The following is a 16,164-nucleotide window of genomic DNA, read 5'->3' on the forward strand; positions in this document are numbered from 1 at the left end:
AATCGAGGAGGAACGGTATATGGATAAGGTATTGATGTCACACGGTGGCGGTGGTTCGATGATGCAAAGCTTCATAAGCGAAATATTCATAGAAAAGTTCAATAACGAATATCTAAATCAGATGGAAGATGCAGCATTGCTGCCGGGTAAGACCGTTTTTACTACAGACAGCTTTGTAGTAAAGCCTGTTTTCTTTCCAGGTGGTGACATTGGAAGGTTGGCAATATGCGGTACTGTAAATGATATTTCCATGCGTGGTGCAAAGCCTCTTTTCTTGAGTGCATCATTTATAATTGAAGAGGGATTTCCGGTTGATGACATTAAAAAGATAGTCGGCTCTATGGTAGATGCCGCTAATGAAGCTGGTGTACAAATTGTGACAGGTGATACAAAGGTCGTGGAGAAAAACAGTGCAGATGGAATCTTCATAAATACTGCCGGAATAGGCATTTTACCTGATGGAGCTTACGTGTCTATTAAAAACGGAAAACCTGGAGATGTAGTGATAGTTTCGGGGACAATTGGAGATCATGGGATGGCAGTGATGGGTGCCAGGGAAGGGCTTGATTTTGACCCTCCTCTTCTTTCTGATGTGTCACCTTTAAATAAAATGGTGGAGAAGCTTATGGCTCTTAGAGATGCTGTGAAAATCTTAAGAGATCCTACAAGGGGCGGTGTTGCGGAAGTTCTGTACGAGATAGCTGGCATGAGCAATGTGGGAATCAAAATACATGAAGATAAGCTGCCTGTGAAAGAAAGCGTAAAATCGGCTTGTAGTATGTTAGGCATCGATTATCTGCACCTTGCTAATGAAGGAAAGCTTGTGTGTGTAGTTGATAAAGATTTTGCTTATAAGGCATTGGAAATAATGAAAGAGGATAAATACGGTAAAGATGCCGCTATTATAGGTGAAATCGATGATTCTGGTCTTGTGACGATAGAAACAGTCTATGGCACAAATAGAATCGTTGATAGACCAATTGGCGAACTTCTCCCCAGAATATGCTGAAGAAAGCAGGGCATGGCCCTGCTTTCTTATGCTATAAAATTATGTTTTCCTATTGCAACGCTTACTTTTTTTGATTTAATCCAATCGTTTGTTGCTGTATACATATTGTAAAAGTACAGAGAACCATCTGTCGGGTCTTCTCCTTCCAATGCTTTTAAAGCTGAAATAATACATTCCTCATCTATGTTTTCTACATTGAATATGCGGTTATTTGTTACGCTTTCAAATTGTCCAGGCTCAAATATGACTTCAGATATTGTATCAGGGAAATTTTGATTTTGCACTCTGTTTACGATGACGGCTCCTATGGCAACTTTTCCAATCATTGGTTCGCTTTCGCCTTCTGCCTGAATTAATTTTGCTAAAAGCAAAACATCATTGTAATCAGCATTTACTATGAATGAGTGTTTTTTTATATCAATCGATTTCTTATTCATATAATACATCTCCATGAGAATTTTTAAAAATTATTTTGATTATATATATGCAATTTCAGCATTATATGTTAAAGTATTTATATCGGATTCTTTTAAAGCCAATTTGATTGAAAGGAACGGTCTTTATGATCATTCGAAAAGCTAATATAGATGATATTGAAAGGATAAATGACATATACAATCAAGCTGTATTAAACACGACAGCAACAATTGATACTGAACCAAGGCCATTAGAGTATCATAAAAAGTGGTTTGAGGCCCACAATGACAGATATGCTGTTTTTGTGGCAATAGAAGACGACATTGTTGTAGGCTGGGCGTCATTATCCATTTGGTCTGAAAAATGCGGCTATAGGGCTGTGGCGGAAGACTCGATTTACGTTGATGAGTCGTACAAGGGACGTGGCATTGGGGATAAATTAATCAAGAAGATTATAGAACACGCAAAGGAAAATGAATTTCACACTATAATAGCCAGAATATCTGAAGGCAACGATGTAAGCATTCACTTGCACGAAAAGTACGGCTTCAAAATTGTTGGTACATTAAAGGAATTAGGTTACAAGTTTAATAGATACCTGGATATTCACATATTGCAGTTGATTTTGTAAAAAATAATACCAGGTGAATAAAAAATATTAAGGAGACAAAAGATTAATGGATTTTAAGAAACTAAATTTAAATGAAAAAATTTTAAAAGCTATCGATGATATGGGATTTGAAGAGCCATCTAAAATACAGTCGGAAGTAATACCTGTGTTGTTGCAGGGCTCAGATGTAATAGGACAGGCAGAGACAGGAACCGGCAAGACGCTAGCGTACGGTGCACCTATCATAAACAATATTGGTTCAAATGAGGGGAAAGTGTTTTGCCTTGTTTTGACTCCTACAAGAGAGTTGGCAATACAAGTAAATGATGAATTGGCCCGCATTGGAAAGTATTCTAAAGTGAGATTGCTTCCTGTCTATGGTGGCGTGCAAATAGATAGGCAGATTAAAGCAATAAAAAGAGGCGTAGATATAATAATTGGCACTCCAGGCAGAGTTCTCGACCTTATTAAGAGGGATATATTGAGATTGAACGATGTGAAGTACCTTGTTTTAGATGAAGCAGATGAAATGCTGGATATGGGATTTATAGATGATATTAAAGAAATCATAAACCATACAAATAAAGAAAGACAGACCATGATGTTTTCTGCCACGATGCCGGATGAAATAAAGAATCTTGCAAAGAAATACATGAAAAGCGATGCAAAATTTATTTCTATCGTAAAAAAGACTATGACCGTTTCAACAGTCCAGCATTTTTATTACGAGGTGAAAAACCAAGAAAGGTTTGAATCTCTTTGCAGAATATTAGATGTTGAAGAGCCGTCAAGTACGATAATTTTCTGCAAAACGAAAAAGGAAGTTGATGAGCTTACAGAAAATATGCAGTCGAGAGGATACAATGTTGAAGGTATGCACGGTGATATGAGCCAAAATCAAAGGATAAATACGCTTAGGAAATTCAAAGAAGGTATTTTGGATTTCTTAGTGGCGACTGATGTAGCAGCAAGAGGCATAGATATTGAGAATGTGACACATGTCATAAATTACAATCTGCCACAAGATGTAGAATCGTATGTTCACAGAATTGGCAGGACAGGAAGAGCAAATCGAAGCGGTGTCGCTTATACATTAGTGACATCAAGGGAGTATCCAGCATTGAAGAGGATAGAAAAAGCCACAAGATGCAAAATAAAGCGAAAAGAACTGCCAACTGTAGATGACATACTGGAAGTCAAGTACAATAAAATGATAGCTGAAATCAAAAAGACATTGGAGAAAAATGATTATAAAAGGTTTGTGCCATTGGCAATGGAGCTTGACGAAGAATACAACCTTGTAGATGTTGCGGCAGCTTTGATGGATATGTATTATGGGGAAGATGTGTATAGAAATGACATTGAACGGGATTATTTAAGGCTGTTTATCAATTTAGGAAGAAAAGACAAATTCAATAAGAGGACGGCAATTAAGCTTTTTTCAGATTGCCGCATCTCAAAAAATGATATACAGGATATAGACATATTTGAAAAATTTTCGTTTGTAAATGTGGCCAGAAGCGCTGCAAAAAATATAATTGACCAATTATCTGGTAAAACAATCGATGGTAAAAGAATAAGCGTAGAGATTTCAAAGCCCAGAAAATAATTTAAAAAGACTGCCAATACGGCAGTCTTTTTAATAGTCATATGTTTAAATAAAGCGCTTTATTATACTCATCCATGAGAGTATTAATTAAATCTTTAACGGGTATTATCTTATCCGCTCTATAGGCATTGGCCCCTGCAAATGCAAATCCATTTGCCATAAGTCCTTTTTGAGCGTTTATAAGTGCTTGCGATATACAGTAAGGGCTTTTTTTATAGTCACACGTCTTAATGCAGTGATACAAACACTTATATGGTTTTCTTTCACCTGATTTTACATCATTAAGGAACTTATTAATGATTGCTCTACCTGGCATACCGACAGGACTCTCTATTATAGCTATATCTTCTTTTTTGCAGTTTAGATATGACTTTTTAAATTCATCTGACGCATCGCATTCATCGGTTGTGACAAAACGCGTGGCCATTTGTACACCAGCAGCACCCATTTTTAGATATTTGTATATGTCTTCACCTGTATATATTCCACCAGCAGCAATGACAGGTATTTGCTTTCCTGAGATTTTCTCATATTGTCTTGTTTTTTCTAATACGTCTTTTAGTATTTTATCAAGAGAATAGTCAGGATTTGATATTTGCTCATTTGAATATCCTAAGTGACCACCAGCCATTGGACCTTCAACGACAACAGCATCTGGCAAATAATCGTATTTTTGCACCCATCTTTTTGCTATAAGATTGAATGCCCTTTCAGATGAAACAATAGGTACTAATTTAGTCTTAGATGTTTTATTCAAAAATTTAGGGAGATTTAATGGAAGTCCTGCGCCGGAAAAGATTATATCAATTCCTTCATCTATTGATGTTATAACCATATCAGCAAAATTTGAAAGTGCTACCATTATATTAACGCCAATTATACCTTTAGTTTTTTCTCTGGCTTTCTTAATTTCCTTTCTAAGTGCCCTTATATTTGCCTCAATGTAATTTGTAGCAAAATCTTTTTCCAACATGCCAATACCTGCTGCAGATATTACGCCGATGCCACCTTCATTGGCTACGGCAGAAGCGAGATTGTTTAGTGACACTCCTACGCCCATGCCACCTTGGATTATTGGTAATTTTGCCACTAAATCGCCGATTTTTAAACTTTTAATATTGATATCTATTGTAAATTCCTCCTCATATGATTTTATAAAGTTACTCTAACATTATTTTGATGGAGAGTCAAGAAAAAAATACATAGATGTGATTGACATTGATGTTAATACTGTATATAATATATATATACAGTATTAACTATATACAGTTAAAAGAAGGAGATTTGCATGTAAATGAACATTATAATTTCGAATTCATCTGATGAGCCAATATATGAACAGATAAAAAGGCAGATTAAAAATTCAATCTTAAGCGGTGAACTTAAAGAAGGAGAATTACTTCCGTCAATTAGAAATCTTGCAAAAGAACTTATGATAAGCGTTATCACGACAAAAAGAGCTTATGAAGACCTTGAGAAGGAAGGTTACATTGTTACAAAACCTGGCAAAGGATCATATGTAGCCGCTCAAAATAAAGAATTTATGAGAGAGATGAGATTAAAAATTGTAGAGGAGAAACTTTCTGAGGCTGTTGAGGCGGGAAAAGCTATTGATTTAAAGTTAGAAGAAATGGAAGAGATGCTGAGACTTTTATATGAATGAAATTTATCTTACAGATTAAGTATCTATCAATAAGTTTTAGGAGGTTGTATGATGGAACCGATATTGGAGGTTAAAAATCTGAGGAAAAATTATAGAGGTTTTAGTTTGAAAGATATAAGTTTCAAACTTGATAGAGGATATATAATGGGATTTATAGGACAAAATGGCGCCGGGAAAAGCACTACTATAAAGCTTATAATGAACTTATTAAAAAGAGATGGCGGTGAAATAAAGGTCTTTGGAAAGGATAATATAAAACATGAGATGGAAGTGAAAAATAAGATAGGTTTTGTGTACGACGAGTGTTATTTTTATGAAGAATTGACTGTTTTAGAAATGAAGGAAATAATTGCATCATTTTATAAAGAATGGGATGATGATTTATTCAGTAAGTATATTAAAAAATTTGATATACCGCCAAAAAAGAAAATAAAAGATCTCTCGAAGGGAATGAAGATGAAGTTTTCACTGGCGATTGCTCTTTCTCATAATGCCGATTTATTGATAATGGATGAGCCTACGTCAGGGCTTGATCCTGTTGTTCGCAGTGAAATTTTAGACATTCTTTCGAATATTATTCAGGATGAAAACAAAAGCGTGTTTTTTTCTACACATATAACATCAGATTTAGATAAGATAGCTGATTATATAGTTTTGATTGACAATGGTGAGATAATACTATCATCTTCAAAAGATGAGATTTTAGACAATTACGGCTTGATAAAAGGCAACAAAGAATTGTTAGATGATGAGATAAAAAAGAGATTTGTTGGAGTCAAGATAAACAATTTTGGCTTTGAAGGTCTTGTAGACGACAAAAAGCAAATGAAAAGAATTTTAGGCGATAAGGTGTTAATTGAAAAGCCTACGTTGGAAGATGTAATGCTCTATTATACCAGGAGGGATTTTAATGTATAGTCTATTGTTGAAAGATATATTAGTGCAGAAAAAGCAATTTTTATACGGCATATTGTTGGCAGCAATTTATTCATTTGCCTTCAGCAGCAATAATTTAGGCGGCGTATTGACTGTTTTTGTATTTCCATACATTTTCGTGCTTACTGCCGCTTCATATGAAGAGAAAAACAGATCCGAAATTGTTTTAGCCAGCCTCCCAATCAAGCGTTCTATTTTAGTAATGGAAAAATACGTATCCGTTTTTCTGTTTGCTGCATTAGGTGCAATAGAATATATAATAGTAGTGGGTATTGGAAATTTGCTTCAGTTACCTATAAGGTTTTCCACATTGACGATTGAACCAGTTTTGATTTTTGGATTAGCTGTTTATTATGGTATATACCTGCCTTTTTATTTTAAATTCGGATACATCAAGACGAGATGGATAAACTTTGTCATGTTTTTTGGATTGTTTTTTGGTGTTACGGGATTAATAAGTGTAATAGACAAGTATGGAACGAACTCTCAAGTATTAAATTCTTTAATCACGCTTTTTAAGAATCAATCAAATACATTTGTGGCAAATGAACTGATTATAATGGCACTTCTCATTTATGCTTTTTCATATATGACTTCAGTAAAAATATACAATTCACGCGAATTTTAAGGTTTAATTTAAAATTTTAGTTTATTTTTTTGAAAATTATGCTATAATAAAAATAAAGAGGCAGCCGTCCGCAAAATGCGGTTGCCCCAAAAGACGGTTTAAATTTTAACCGCTCTGGGTTCAGCAGGGCGGTTATTTCTTCCTCTTAAAATCGAGGATTGCTATAATTAACATTCCAAACATTATCATCAAAGACAATGCTTGATATGTATTTATCATAGCAACCACCTCCTTATAAGGATAGTGGCAACCGCACCCTGCTTGTTCGACTACCTCAAGTATAATTATAACATATTTAGATATATGTAGTGTCTAAAATTTTTTGCAATAGTAAAGCACATCATTTGGATTAAGGAAAACGACAGTAATTATATGAGGGCTTCACAAGAGATTAAATAATTTATATACTATATGTGTAGCGAATAAAGGGAGAAGGAGTGCTTAAAGTGTTTGAAGCAGTTATTTTTGATATGGATGGTGTATTAATCGACAGTGAGCCACTGCACATACAATTGGAAGAAGAGATTTTCAAGGAAATAGGAGCCAATATATCTTTTGATGAGCATATTTCGTTTGTAGGGACAACGTCTCACTATATGTGGGAATATGTAAAAAATAAGTGCAATGTGCCCCTTACGGTTGAAGAACTTGTTGAGATGGACAGAAAAAGGTATTTTGACTATATATCAGAAAATGACGATGCAGTAAAACCTATAGAAGGCATAGACGAAATTGTAAAAGAATTGTATTCAAGAGAAGTGAAACTTGCAGTTGCTTCATCATCACCTATTGATGTAATTGAACTTGTTGTAAAAAGACTCAAGCTTGAAAGCTATTTTGACAAGCTTGTATCAGGTGATTTTGTACAGAGAAGTAAGCCATATCCTGATATTTTTCTTTATGCGGCAGAAAAACTTAATATTGTACCTGAAAGGTGCATAGTAATAGAGGACTCAAATAAAGGAGTTTTGGCTGCAAAAAGCGCTGGCATGAAAGTAGTGGGATTTATAAATCCTAATTCGGGAGATCAAGACATAAGTATGGCGGACATGGTTATACGTTCATTCTCTGAATTGAACTACGAAAAATTGCAAAATATATAAAATTGTTACATATGCTTGGAGGATTTTTAAGATTTGTGTAGAAATATATATTTGTTGTGTATTGTTGGAAATTTGAAAGGAATTGATACAATGGAGCAGTACGATGTTTTTCTTATAAATCCTCCATCATCAAGTATGAAAGATAAATACGAACATTTAGGACTTGCATATATAGCAGCTTTTCTTAGAAAAGAGCACATCAGTGTAAAGATAGTGGACATGCCACTTTATGATTTATTTCCAGATGATGTTATTTACGATATAAAGCAAGACAAGCCAAAATTGATAGGTGTAAGCATACCATTTCAAGATAGTGCGATTGAAGCTTTAAGGTTCATAAAAAGAATAAAAGAGACGGGTTATAAAGGGCATTTGTCTGTAGGTGGCATATACCCTACTTTTTCATACGATGAGATATTGATGGAGTGCCCTCAGATTGACACAGTTGTTTTAGGTGAAGGAGAGCTCACTTTTACAGAGCTTGCAAAAAAGATACTAAAAGATGAAGAATGGAAGGATATAGAAGGCATAGCTTATAAGGACGGCGATACTTTAAAGGTAAATGACAAAAGACCTCTCATAGATGACCTTGATAGTATGCCATATCCTGAAAGAGATACGCTTCCGATAGTAATCTTGAAGTCAGGTTTTGCATCAATACTTACATCAAGAGGATGCTATGGAAGATGCAGCTTTTGCAGCGTTGGGCCATTTTTTTCCCAGTTTGGACAAAAGTATAGGCAAAGAAGCGTAGAGAATGTCATTGATGAGATAAAAATGCTATATGAAAAATACAATGTAAGAAATTTATTTTTCAACGATGCTGAGTTTGTAGGCGGCAAAGGCAAAAGTTATGAAAGGGCATATAGATTAGCCGAGGAAATCATAAGAAGCGGCATGAATATCAATTTTAGCATACAATGCAGAGTAAACGATGTAGATAAGGAGCTTTTTTCCATTCTAAAGAAGGCTGGGCTTAAAAGAGTATTTTTAGGTGTTGAATCAGGATCGCAAACAGTTCTTGACCGTTTTAAAAAAGATGTAAGGGTTGAGGACAATATAAATGCTTTAAAGATTTTAAATGATTTAGAGCTTTATATATCTATGGGATTTATCATGTTCGATCCGCATATAAATTTTAAAGAGCTTAGCGAAAACATTTCTTTTATAAATAATGCAGTAAAATTGATAGGCAAGGAAAGGCTTGACTATTACCCTGTAAGTAGACTCTTGCCATTAGCAGGGACAGAAATTGAAAGAGATATGAAAGAAAAAGGCTTGTATAAAGGGAATTCTTTAAACTACAATTATGAATTTGATGACAAGGCTATTGGATTTATTTACAATTTATCACATGGAGTGTTCAATTTAGTCGGCAATTTAAAATCAAGGTTTAAAGGAAGTAGCGATATCAATACTAAATGGATAAAAAGATAAGCCGTAAGTGGCTTATCTTAATCGTATATTGTATTTCTTTCGTATCTATAACCTGTGTAATCTATATGATTTGCTACTTTAGCTTTTTTAGGCAGTTTGACGTTTTTTAATACTTCTTCTTTAAACTTTTTAAATCCTTCCCTATCGACAATATATCCAACATGCTCTTTATCTAAGGTTCTGTCGATGTATTTATCGATAAAGTCGTACATGTTTTTTATTATTTTTAGCACAGATTCTTCGTCTGCCCACTCAATAAATGTCTGCGCCAGTCTTGGGTTTTTCTTGCCTGTTCTACCCATTATGACGAGTCTATAGTACTTTTCACCTCTTGTCCATGCAGAAGTTGGACACTTCAATATGCATTCGCCGCAACCAATGCATCTATTGGGATCCCTTACGACTTTGAAGTTTTCAAAAGTAAGGGCACCAGTCACTCTTCTTTTACAGTTCTTTACACATGCTTGACACCCGATACATCTTGATGGATCGTAAATTGGTTCAACTTGACCTATGATGCCTATGTCTTGCATGTGGGCTTTTATGCAATCATTGGGGCAACCAGTGACTGCGATTTTTACGTGATAGTCATTAGGGTATATTAGCTTTTCTATCTTTAATGCAAGTGCTGTTGTATCGTAGTTGGCAAATGGGCATACCCGATTACCGATGCAAGCCGACACGTTTCTTGTGCCTGCGGCAGGGTATCCTCCTTCTTCATCTTCTATTTGGACACCTTCATCTTTAAGTCCTATTATAATAGGGGATATAAGCTCATTTATCTCGTCAATTTTCTCCATTGATATTCCTGGTATTTCAAAACCTTGACGTGTTGTAATGTGAACAGTTCCATTGCCGTACTTTTCAGCTATTTCTTTTATTATGTCGAGATACTTTATATTTAGATCTCCTCCGGGGACCCTTATTCTAAGAGCCGTTATGCCTCTTTGCTTTGTTACTCTATAAGCATTTTTCTTTAAAAGTTTTGTATCGATATCGAGAATCATTATTTCACCCCTTTAATCGAGAAGTTGTTTAGATTTTGTATAGTTGAATACAGGACCTTCAAGGCAAACGTATGTTTCATTTATCTTGCAATGGCCACATTTTCCTATGCCGCATGACATCTTTCTTTCGAAAGATACCCATATATTTTCCTCTGGTATACCTCGCTTTAAAAATTCAAGGCATGTAAATTTCATCATCATAGGTGGACCTACGACAATTACGATCGTATCATTAGGGCTTTCGATACTTAAATCTGGTATAAATTTTGTGATTAAACCTGTATTTCCTGTCCACGTTTCATCTCCATTGTCAACAGTCAATAAGACATCAAAACTTTTTCCCCATTTTTTTATTTCGTCTTCAAAGAGTATGTCTTTCGGGGATTTAAAACCTACCAAAATATTGAGTTTTTTTATCTCTTTAGGATTTCTGTAATACCTGTTTATTATGCTTTTGACAGGTGCAAGACCTGTACCGCCAGCGGCGATCACTACATTTTTATCTTTAAAATCTTCAATAGGGAATCCGTAGCCATATGGGCCTCTTATAAACAAGAAATCGCCTGGTTTTAATTCATGTATAGCATCTGTTACAGTGCCTACTTTTCTTATGGTAAGTTCGATGTATTCATCAGTGTAATCGCTTATCGATATTGGGGCTTCACCGATTTTGGGTATAGATACTTGTAAAAATTGTCCATGTTTTGGCATAATATTGGATTTTAGCCTAAAAGTATAATCGATATCCGTTTGAGGAATTATAGACAATATTTCTGCTTTTCTTGGCATATATATATTTGCCATTTTGATTCACCTCTCTACTGCATCAGTGACTTTTGACACGATCTTTATAAATGAAATGTACTCTGGACATACATCGTCACACCTTCCGCATCCTACGCACATTGTTGTGCCAAAGCGTTTTTTGTAGTCGTATATCTTGTGCATCACCTTAAACCTCATTCTTTCACCGTATTTTTGCCTGTAGCTGTGACCTCCTGCCACATCAGTAAATCCATCTACCATGCAGCTAGCCCATACCCGCCTTCTCTCTCCGCATTTAGGGTTATCTTTGTAAAATATATCTTGCATTGAAAAGCAACTGCATGTAGGACATGATACAGTACATCTTCCGCAAGCTATGCATCTTTTCGTGTATTCGTCCCACAATTCATGATTAAATACATATTCTATATTTCGAGATATTTTGTCTACATCAGGCAATTTAATTTCGATTTCATTTTTTTCTATAAATTCTGGAGTGAATTCCACTTCTTTGCCTGAAAAAGCATAGCTAAACTCGTCGTTTTTTACATCGCATGTTATCTTGTCATTGTCAAACCGGAAAAAAACATCATAATCTAAAAACTTGTTAGAACCTGTTGACACACAGAAACAAGTAGAAAAGCCCTTTGTGCACTCTATGACAAAGAACTTGACTTTATCTCTCAGCCTTTTGTAATAATTATCTTCATAAGGACCATTTTTTAGAAAAATATTGTCTAATTTTAGATATGAGTTAGCATCGCAAGGTCTTAAAAAGACGATGATTCCTTTATCGTCAATTTCAGGTTCTTTGTATTCATCTTCTGTAAAGTAAAATAGGGTTTGTGTTATAGGGTAAATCACCTCTTTTGGGGAATACCTTGATTTTTCGCTTAATTCTATATCTCGATAGGAAGAAATTTCTCCGTATGTCACAAGATCAGTATCAGAAAATGAACCTTTTCCTTTTAACCTTATAGGAGCAAATATTTTGTAATCTTTGCTTAATATTTTCAGGGCATCGTCAAAACTTTTTACATCTAATTCAATACCCATCATATCACCTCGTATTGCTGTTTTCATGACTAATGGTTATTTATTTAACAAAATTTTATCATAAAATCGCAAATTTTTATGTGATATATCTCACAAATAATATAAAAACTCCCTCAAAAGAGGGAGTATATCAATTGTATATTTGCTTTGAAGTGCAATTGCTGTAATTATGATAATGGTCTTTATCGTAAGATGTTCTGCCATCCATTTTGTGGACGTGGCCATCTTTAGTCCTTATGGCAGGTCCTGTGTATCCATTTACATAGTGTTTATGATTTTTGGCTATAGACGTGTACCCAGAGTAATAGTGTATATGGCTTGTGCCATATGGTATGGCATAGCTGGTACATCCTTTGTAATCATGGTTGTGCTCTAACACTGTGCTGGTTGTACCAAAATAATCGTGGTAATGCTTATCTCCATCTGACATAATATATACCTCCAAAATATATTGTTGTATTTTACATTATATGTTTGATGTTGATATAGTGATAATATATACAAATAAATGAAACGACTAAAAAATGCTTTTTCGTTCCTTAAAATGATATTTTCGTTCCTGAATTGACAATATTCAAATGAAATTTTGTATAATGAAGTTAAGAAAAAATTAATAGCTTGCTCAATGGATATAGCTTATAAAAAATAAGTGTATAATTTACTTAATGGATTTACCGGTAAATTCCAACAATAACTTTAAAATTTCAAAAGCAAATTTTGTGGCTAATGTTTAAAATTTATATTCTTTATTTGACAAAGGTACAAGTTTTTAAAAATGTACCTAAAAAATGTATAAATTAAAAGGATGGTGAAAAAAATGATACGTACTAGAATTTTGATGACTTTAATAATAGTAGTGACATCATTGTTTATGACTTCTAATGTATATGCTTCTTATGATAGAATCAATGCGACGATTTATGCTGATGCGTGGGCATTGGGACGAAATAGTAATTATCCAACAAATTGGAATTCTGATTGTGCTGATTTTGTTTCACAATGCCTTCATGAAGGTGGAGGACTTCCTTTTGATGATATACATGGTTGGTATATCTATAAAAATTTAACTGGTTTTTATTGGGGGAATGCTTGGTCTGTAGCAAAGGATCTTATGTCGTGGTTACTATATTATGAAGGTGATAATTATCAAGGGGCAACATATATTGGCAATTGGGGTCCAGATTATCAACCAGATAGCAATAGTTTAATACAATTTGGTGATGTGCTGATATATGATTGGGGCACAGGTGAGGGATGGTCTCACGCGGCAATAGTAGCAGATTACGGTCAAGATCCCAATTCGCCTTATTATGGTAATTTACAGGATCAACATACAACTGATAGAAAATGGGCAATTTGGCATCTAAAAGCTTATAATAAAAATTGGAGAACAACTACTATAGCAGTAATAAGACCAAATTAAGGGAGGTGCAAATTGATGAATAAAAAATTAGTAACTAAAGAAAGCATTCTTATAAGCTTGGCAGTATTATTGATTGCTGTAATTGCAATCATGTCATTGACAGGCTTACAGGATAAAAATAAAAATGAAGATATAATTAAAATAAAACAATTAATTAGTGATGCAGAAAACATGGAAGCCTCAGTTTGTATTTTGCCAGAAGCGTATACAACTTCACCAGATATAGATGTTCCAAGTGACGTTGCAGATGCCATGTACCAAAGGGTTGTTTCAGAAGCAGAAAAATATTATAGTGCAAAGTCTGGAATTCTGGCTGACAGAATTCAGATTTTACAAATGGGTGTTAAAGCTGAAATAGAAAGTAAAGATTATAGGGACAAGAATAATATAGTTGAAAAAATAAATTTTATCAGTGTTGATGTAAGCGGTGATACAGCGACTGTAATAGCTGATGTGACTGGACATTCAACCGCTGTAGGATTAGTTCCGGAAGGTATTGATATTAGCAAATACAAAACAAGTGATAAAAAAGAAGAAATGAAGCCGGAAATGAAAGCAAAATTACAAGAAGATATAAAGAATGCTCCAAAAAAATTAGTTACATTTACACCGGGAGGAACGATGAGATTTTACTACAATTTAGCTAAAGAAGATGGAGTTTGGAAAATAACTTCAAGAAAAGGTGACTATCTACCCGGACAAGGACCATAAATATAAAAAATTTTTAAAAACTGTAACAAAATCCAGTGTAATCTGTTTTATAGGTATGTTATTTGGAGAGAACAATGATATAAAAATAATAATGACAGCTATAAACATAGGCATCATAGACACACATGGCAATATATTATAGAATGAAGTGTCTATTAAGAATTAATAATGGAACCTCATACTGTCGGGTTCCATTATTAATTCTATGAAAACTATTTTTTCTCTTTTCGTAAATGCAATAAGTGCATAAAAAACTCTCCAAATCTTAACCTTTCACCAATATAATTTGCTGCATTCATCAAAACTTTAATAATTATCTATAGATGAGAAAAATTAATAACAAATATTACCATTAAATAGATACACTCTGCCTATGCTAATTTTAGTTGTTCTAAAATTTCATCAATAGATACATAGTTTTTAGCTTGTTCATAAATCCATTGAATACGCTGCTTTTGTACTTCTTTACAAACCATTTTTATTCCCTGCCCAAATTTGTAATATTCGTCGCCCGAAGTCGTACAATACAGGTATGTCAATGATATAAGCCATAATAATCTATCTATTGATTTTGTTGAGCGTACTTGATACGTATTTAGTCCAAGATTATTCTTTGTCTGTCTAAAAAATATTTCTATAGGCCATCTCTGACTATAGTATTTTAGAATAGTCTCAGTATCTAATTCAGTATCAGTACAGATAAATGCATGTAGAGCCTTCTGATTTTTAAAAGCTTTCTCAGGCCAGCACATTAGAACTACAGCATTATCTATCCCATTTAAGGCTCCTTCATAGCGATATACCCAGTACCTAGAACCATTCACTGTAACGAGGTGAACTTCGTTCTTTTCGATATATTGGGCAAAGTCTTTTATCTGAATTCTAATGCCTTGTGGATAGATAATTCTATTAGTTTTTAGTGCTCCTATGAGATGGTATCCTCTTTCAAAATGCGCTTCTATTACTTTCTTGTTTATGTACCATGAATCACATAGTCCATATGCTGGTCCTTTAAGTATTGGAAGCATAGATACCATTTCACATATTCTTTCGATTTTGCTTTTGCCACCTTTTTCATAGCGTTCGATGTAGTAAGGTAATACTACTTTACCGCAGGATAGCATCATAGTAAGAAGCTGATGTCCCCAAACTTGCTTCCCTTTTAAATGTGATTGATGAAATCCTGTTGCCTGGATAGAATGTTTAGCCTGTGACGAAGGCTTAGTTTTTTCAGCAATAGTATCATCAAAAATCACAAATATCGGCTTTTTGCAAGTTTGTGATAATTCAAGTATAATACGAATAACTTCCCGCCTTATAGCTCTCCATGCATACTCTATATTCCAAACACCTTGACTTAAGAATTTGCCAAAGGTAGTTCTATGGCAATTAGCAAAGCTTAAATTAACTATATCAGTAACAGTACCACTATAACCCTTTTGAGTGGCAGCAATTATAAATTCTACAATATGGCGAATAACAGGTTTAGTAAAATATAATGCAAAATTTAATTTCATTAAGTACTGGATTATTGATGAATTTTCTGTTATTCTTTTATTATGAGACATTTGCTCCACTCCTATGTTTAATATTGTTATAGTGTGACAACAACATATTAATACCATAGAAGTGAGCATTTGTCTCTATTTTTTATTAAATTTTTTCATGTAAGTTTATTATGGTAATTTATGTAAGCTAATTTTCTCATCTATAGTAATTATGATAAATAAAAATAAAACATATATGAATTGTAAAATATACATAATATTGACCATAATTTTCTTCCACTT

Annotated in this window: 18 protein-coding genes; 10 read left to right on the top strand and 8 right to left on the bottom strand. The window is 34.1% G+C overall.

The window, feature by feature from the left end:
* Nucleotides 1–19 precede the first annotated feature (19 nt).
* On the top strand, nucleotides 20–1,009 hold the full coding sequence (gene hypE / locus JJQ93_RS10705) for a hydrogenase expression/formation protein HypE (protein ID WP_085112499.1): 990 nt from the start codon (nucleotides 20–22) through the stop codon (nucleotides 1,007–1,009).
* Between the two features lie 26 nt (nucleotides 1,010–1,035).
* Here the strand turns inward: hypE and JJQ93_RS10710 are convergent, their stop codons facing one another.
* Nucleotides 1,036–1,446 (bottom strand): cell wall hydrolase, encoded by a 411-nt coding sequence (locus JJQ93_RS10710; RefSeq protein WP_274893750.1) that lies wholly within the window; start codon nucleotides 1,444–1,446, stop codon nucleotides 1,036–1,038.
* A 125-nt stretch (nucleotides 1,447–1,571) separates the two neighbouring features.
* On the opposite strand from JJQ93_RS10710, the gene JJQ93_RS10715 reads away from it, so the two are divergent.
* Nucleotides 1,572–2,057, top strand: coding sequence for a GNAT family N-acetyltransferase (locus tag JJQ93_RS10715; protein ID WP_085112497.1), 486 nt, complete (start codon nucleotides 1,572–1,574; stop codon nucleotides 2,055–2,057).
* Nucleotides 2,058–2,103: 46 nt separating this feature from the next.
* Nucleotides 2,104–3,645 (top strand): DEAD/DEAH box helicase, encoded by a 1,542-nt coding sequence (locus JJQ93_RS10720; RefSeq protein WP_274893751.1) that lies wholly within the window; start codon nucleotides 2,104–2,106, stop codon nucleotides 3,643–3,645.
* Nucleotides 3,646–3,682: 37 nt separating this feature from the next.
* Here JJQ93_RS10720 and JJQ93_RS10725 read toward each other — a convergent pair whose 3' ends face one another.
* Nucleotides 3,683–4,735 carry an NAD(P)H-dependent flavin oxidoreductase gene (locus tag JJQ93_RS10725; RefSeq protein WP_274893752.1) on the bottom strand — a complete coding sequence of 351 codons (1,053 nt, stop codon included), beginning with the start codon at nucleotides 4,733–4,735 and terminating at the stop codon, nucleotides 3,683–3,685.
* 204 nt (nucleotides 4,736–4,939) lie between these two features.
* Here JJQ93_RS10725 and JJQ93_RS10730 point away from each other — a divergent pair, with 204 nt between their 5' ends.
* The 3 genes from JJQ93_RS10730 to JJQ93_RS10740 are packed head-to-tail and all read left to right on the top strand — an operon-like array spanning nucleotide 4,940 to nucleotide 6,872.
* The gene (locus JJQ93_RS10730; RefSeq protein WP_274893753.1) at nucleotides 4,940–5,308 is read left to right on the top strand and encodes a GntR family transcriptional regulator; all 369 of its coding nucleotides are present in this window, start codon (nucleotides 4,940–4,942) and stop codon (nucleotides 5,306–5,308) included.
* Between the two features lie 51 nt (nucleotides 5,309–5,359).
* Nucleotides 5,360–6,226 (top strand): phenol-soluble modulin export ABC transporter ATP-binding protein PmtA, encoded by an 867-nt coding sequence (gene pmtA, locus JJQ93_RS10735; RefSeq protein ID WP_274893754.1) that lies wholly within the window; start codon nucleotides 5,360–5,362, stop codon nucleotides 6,224–6,226.
* Complete coding sequence (locus tag JJQ93_RS10740; protein WP_274893755.1) at nucleotides 6,219–6,872, top strand: ABC-2 transporter permease; 654 nt, start codon at nucleotides 6,219–6,221, stop codon at nucleotides 6,870–6,872. Before pmtA ends, JJQ93_RS10740 begins: the two co-directional genes overlap by 8 nt.
* Nucleotides 6,873–7,004: 132 nt before the next feature.
* On the opposite strand, the gene JJQ93_RS13030 is transcribed toward JJQ93_RS10740, so the two are convergent.
* The gene (locus JJQ93_RS13030; protein ID WP_350494259.1) at nucleotides 7,005–7,091 is read right to left on the bottom strand and encodes a putative holin-like toxin; all 87 of its coding nucleotides are present in this window, start codon (nucleotides 7,089–7,091) and stop codon (nucleotides 7,005–7,007) included.
* A 227-nt stretch (nucleotides 7,092–7,318) separates the two neighbouring features.
* Here JJQ93_RS13030 and JJQ93_RS10745 point away from each other — a divergent pair, with 227 nt between their 5' ends.
* Nucleotides 7,319–7,975, top strand: a complete 657-nt coding sequence (locus JJQ93_RS10745; RefSeq protein WP_274893756.1) for an HAD family hydrolase — start codon at nucleotides 7,319–7,321, stop codon at nucleotides 7,973–7,975.
* A gap of 33 nt (nucleotides 7,976–8,008) precedes the next feature.
* A complete protein-coding gene (locus JJQ93_RS10750; RefSeq protein ID WP_274893757.1) occupies nucleotides 8,009–9,412 on the top strand; it encodes a B12-binding domain-containing radical SAM protein in 1,404 nt (467 codons plus the stop codon).
* A 17-nt stretch (nucleotides 9,413–9,429) separates the two neighbouring features.
* Here the strand turns inward: JJQ93_RS10750 and asrC are convergent, their stop codons facing one another.
* The 4 genes from asrC to JJQ93_RS10770 form a co-directional block, all read right to left on the bottom strand.
* Nucleotides 9,430–10,419: a sulfite reductase subunit C gene (gene asrC / locus JJQ93_RS10755; protein WP_274893758.1), complete on the bottom strand. Its 990-nt coding sequence runs from the start codon at nucleotides 10,417–10,419 to the stop codon at nucleotides 9,430–9,432.
* A gap of 12 nt (nucleotides 10,420–10,431) precedes the next feature.
* Nucleotides 10,432–11,223, bottom strand: coding sequence for an anaerobic sulfite reductase subunit AsrB (gene asrB, locus JJQ93_RS10760; RefSeq protein ID WP_274893759.1), 792 nt, complete (start codon nucleotides 11,221–11,223; stop codon nucleotides 10,432–10,434).
* A gap of 6 nt (nucleotides 11,224–11,229) precedes the next feature.
* Nucleotides 11,230–12,240 carry an anaerobic sulfite reductase subunit AsrA gene (gene asrA, locus JJQ93_RS10765; protein ID WP_085112491.1) on the bottom strand — a complete coding sequence of 337 codons (1,011 nt, stop codon included), beginning with the start codon at nucleotides 12,238–12,240 and terminating at the stop codon, nucleotides 11,230–11,232.
* A 130-nt stretch (nucleotides 12,241–12,370) separates the two neighbouring features.
* Nucleotides 12,371–12,670, bottom strand: coding sequence for a YmaF family protein (locus JJQ93_RS10770; protein WP_085112490.1), 300 nt, complete (start codon nucleotides 12,668–12,670; stop codon nucleotides 12,371–12,373).
* 387 nt (nucleotides 12,671–13,057) lie between these two features.
* Between JJQ93_RS10770 and JJQ93_RS10775 the strand changes: the two genes are divergently transcribed.
* Nucleotides 13,058–13,663, top strand: a complete 606-nt coding sequence (locus tag JJQ93_RS10775) for an amidase domain-containing protein (protein ID WP_274893760.1) — start codon at nucleotides 13,058–13,060, stop codon at nucleotides 13,661–13,663.
* Between the two features lie 15 nt (nucleotides 13,664–13,678).
* The gene (locus JJQ93_RS10780; protein WP_274893761.1) at nucleotides 13,679–14,374 is read left to right on the top strand and encodes a hypothetical protein; all 696 of its coding nucleotides are present in this window, start codon (nucleotides 13,679–13,681) and stop codon (nucleotides 14,372–14,374) included.
* A 371-nt stretch (nucleotides 14,375–14,745) separates the two neighbouring features.
* Here the strand turns inward: JJQ93_RS10780 and JJQ93_RS10785 are convergent, their stop codons facing one another.
* Nucleotides 14,746–15,942, bottom strand: a complete 1,197-nt coding sequence (locus JJQ93_RS10785) for an IS701 family transposase (RefSeq protein ID WP_274893736.1) — start codon at nucleotides 15,940–15,942, stop codon at nucleotides 14,746–14,748.
* Nucleotides 15,943–16,164 lie beyond the last annotated feature (222 nt).

Origin of the sequence: Thermoanaerobacterium sp. R66, assembly GCF_028895185.1 — a bacterium.
Lineage (GTDB): Bacteria > Bacillota > Thermoanaerobacteria > Thermoanaerobacterales > Thermoanaerobacteraceae > Thermoanaerobacterium.

Bases quoted from the DNA above. Each gene is read 5' to 3' on its own strand.
- hypE (WP_085112499.1), top strand. From the start codon at position 20: ATGGATAAGGTATTGATGTCACACGGTGGCGGTGGTTCGATGATGCAA.
- JJQ93_RS10710 (WP_274893750.1), bottom strand. From the start codon at position 1,446: ATGAATAAGAAATCGATTGATATAAAAAAACACTCATTCATAGTAAAT.
- JJQ93_RS10715 (WP_085112497.1), top strand. From the start codon at position 1,572: ATGATCATTCGAAAAGCTAATATAGATGATATTGAAAGGATAAATGAC.
- JJQ93_RS10720 (WP_274893751.1), top strand. From the start codon at position 2,104: ATGGATTTTAAGAAACTAAATTTAAATGAAAAAATTTTAAAAGCTATC.
- JJQ93_RS10730 (WP_274893753.1), top strand. From the start codon at position 4,940: ATGAACATTATAATTTCGAATTCATCTGATGAGCCAATATATGAACAG.
- pmtA (WP_274893754.1), top strand. From the start codon at position 5,360: ATGGAACCGATATTGGAGGTTAAAAATCTGAGGAAAAATTATAGAGGT.
- JJQ93_RS10740 (WP_274893755.1), top strand. From the start codon at position 6,219: ATGTATAGTCTATTGTTGAAAGATATATTAGTGCAGAAAAAGCAATTT.
- JJQ93_RS13030 (WP_350494259.1), bottom strand. From the start codon at position 7,091: ATGATAAATACATATCAAGCATTGTCTTTGATGATAATGTTTGGAATG.
- asrC (WP_274893758.1), bottom strand. From the start codon at position 10,419: ATGATTCTCGATATCGATACAAAACTTTTAAAGAAAAATGCTTATAGA.
- asrB (WP_274893759.1), bottom strand. From the start codon at position 11,223: ATGGCAAATATATATATGCCAAGAAAAGCAGAAATATTGTCTATAATT.
- asrA (WP_085112491.1), bottom strand. From the start codon at position 12,240: ATGGGTATTGAATTAGATGTAAAAAGTTTTGACGATGCCCTGAAAATA.
- JJQ93_RS10770 (WP_085112490.1), bottom strand. From the start codon at position 12,670: ATGTCAGATGGAGATAAGCATTACCACGATTATTTTGGTACAACCAGC.
- JJQ93_RS10775 (WP_274893760.1), top strand. From the start codon at position 13,058: ATGATACGTACTAGAATTTTGATGACTTTAATAATAGTAGTGACATCA.
- JJQ93_RS10780 (WP_274893761.1), top strand. From the start codon at position 13,679: ATGAATAAAAAATTAGTAACTAAAGAAAGCATTCTTATAAGCTTGGCA.
- JJQ93_RS10785 (WP_274893736.1), bottom strand. From the start codon at position 15,942: ATGTCTCATAATAAAAGAATAACAGAAAATTCATCAATAATCCAGTAC.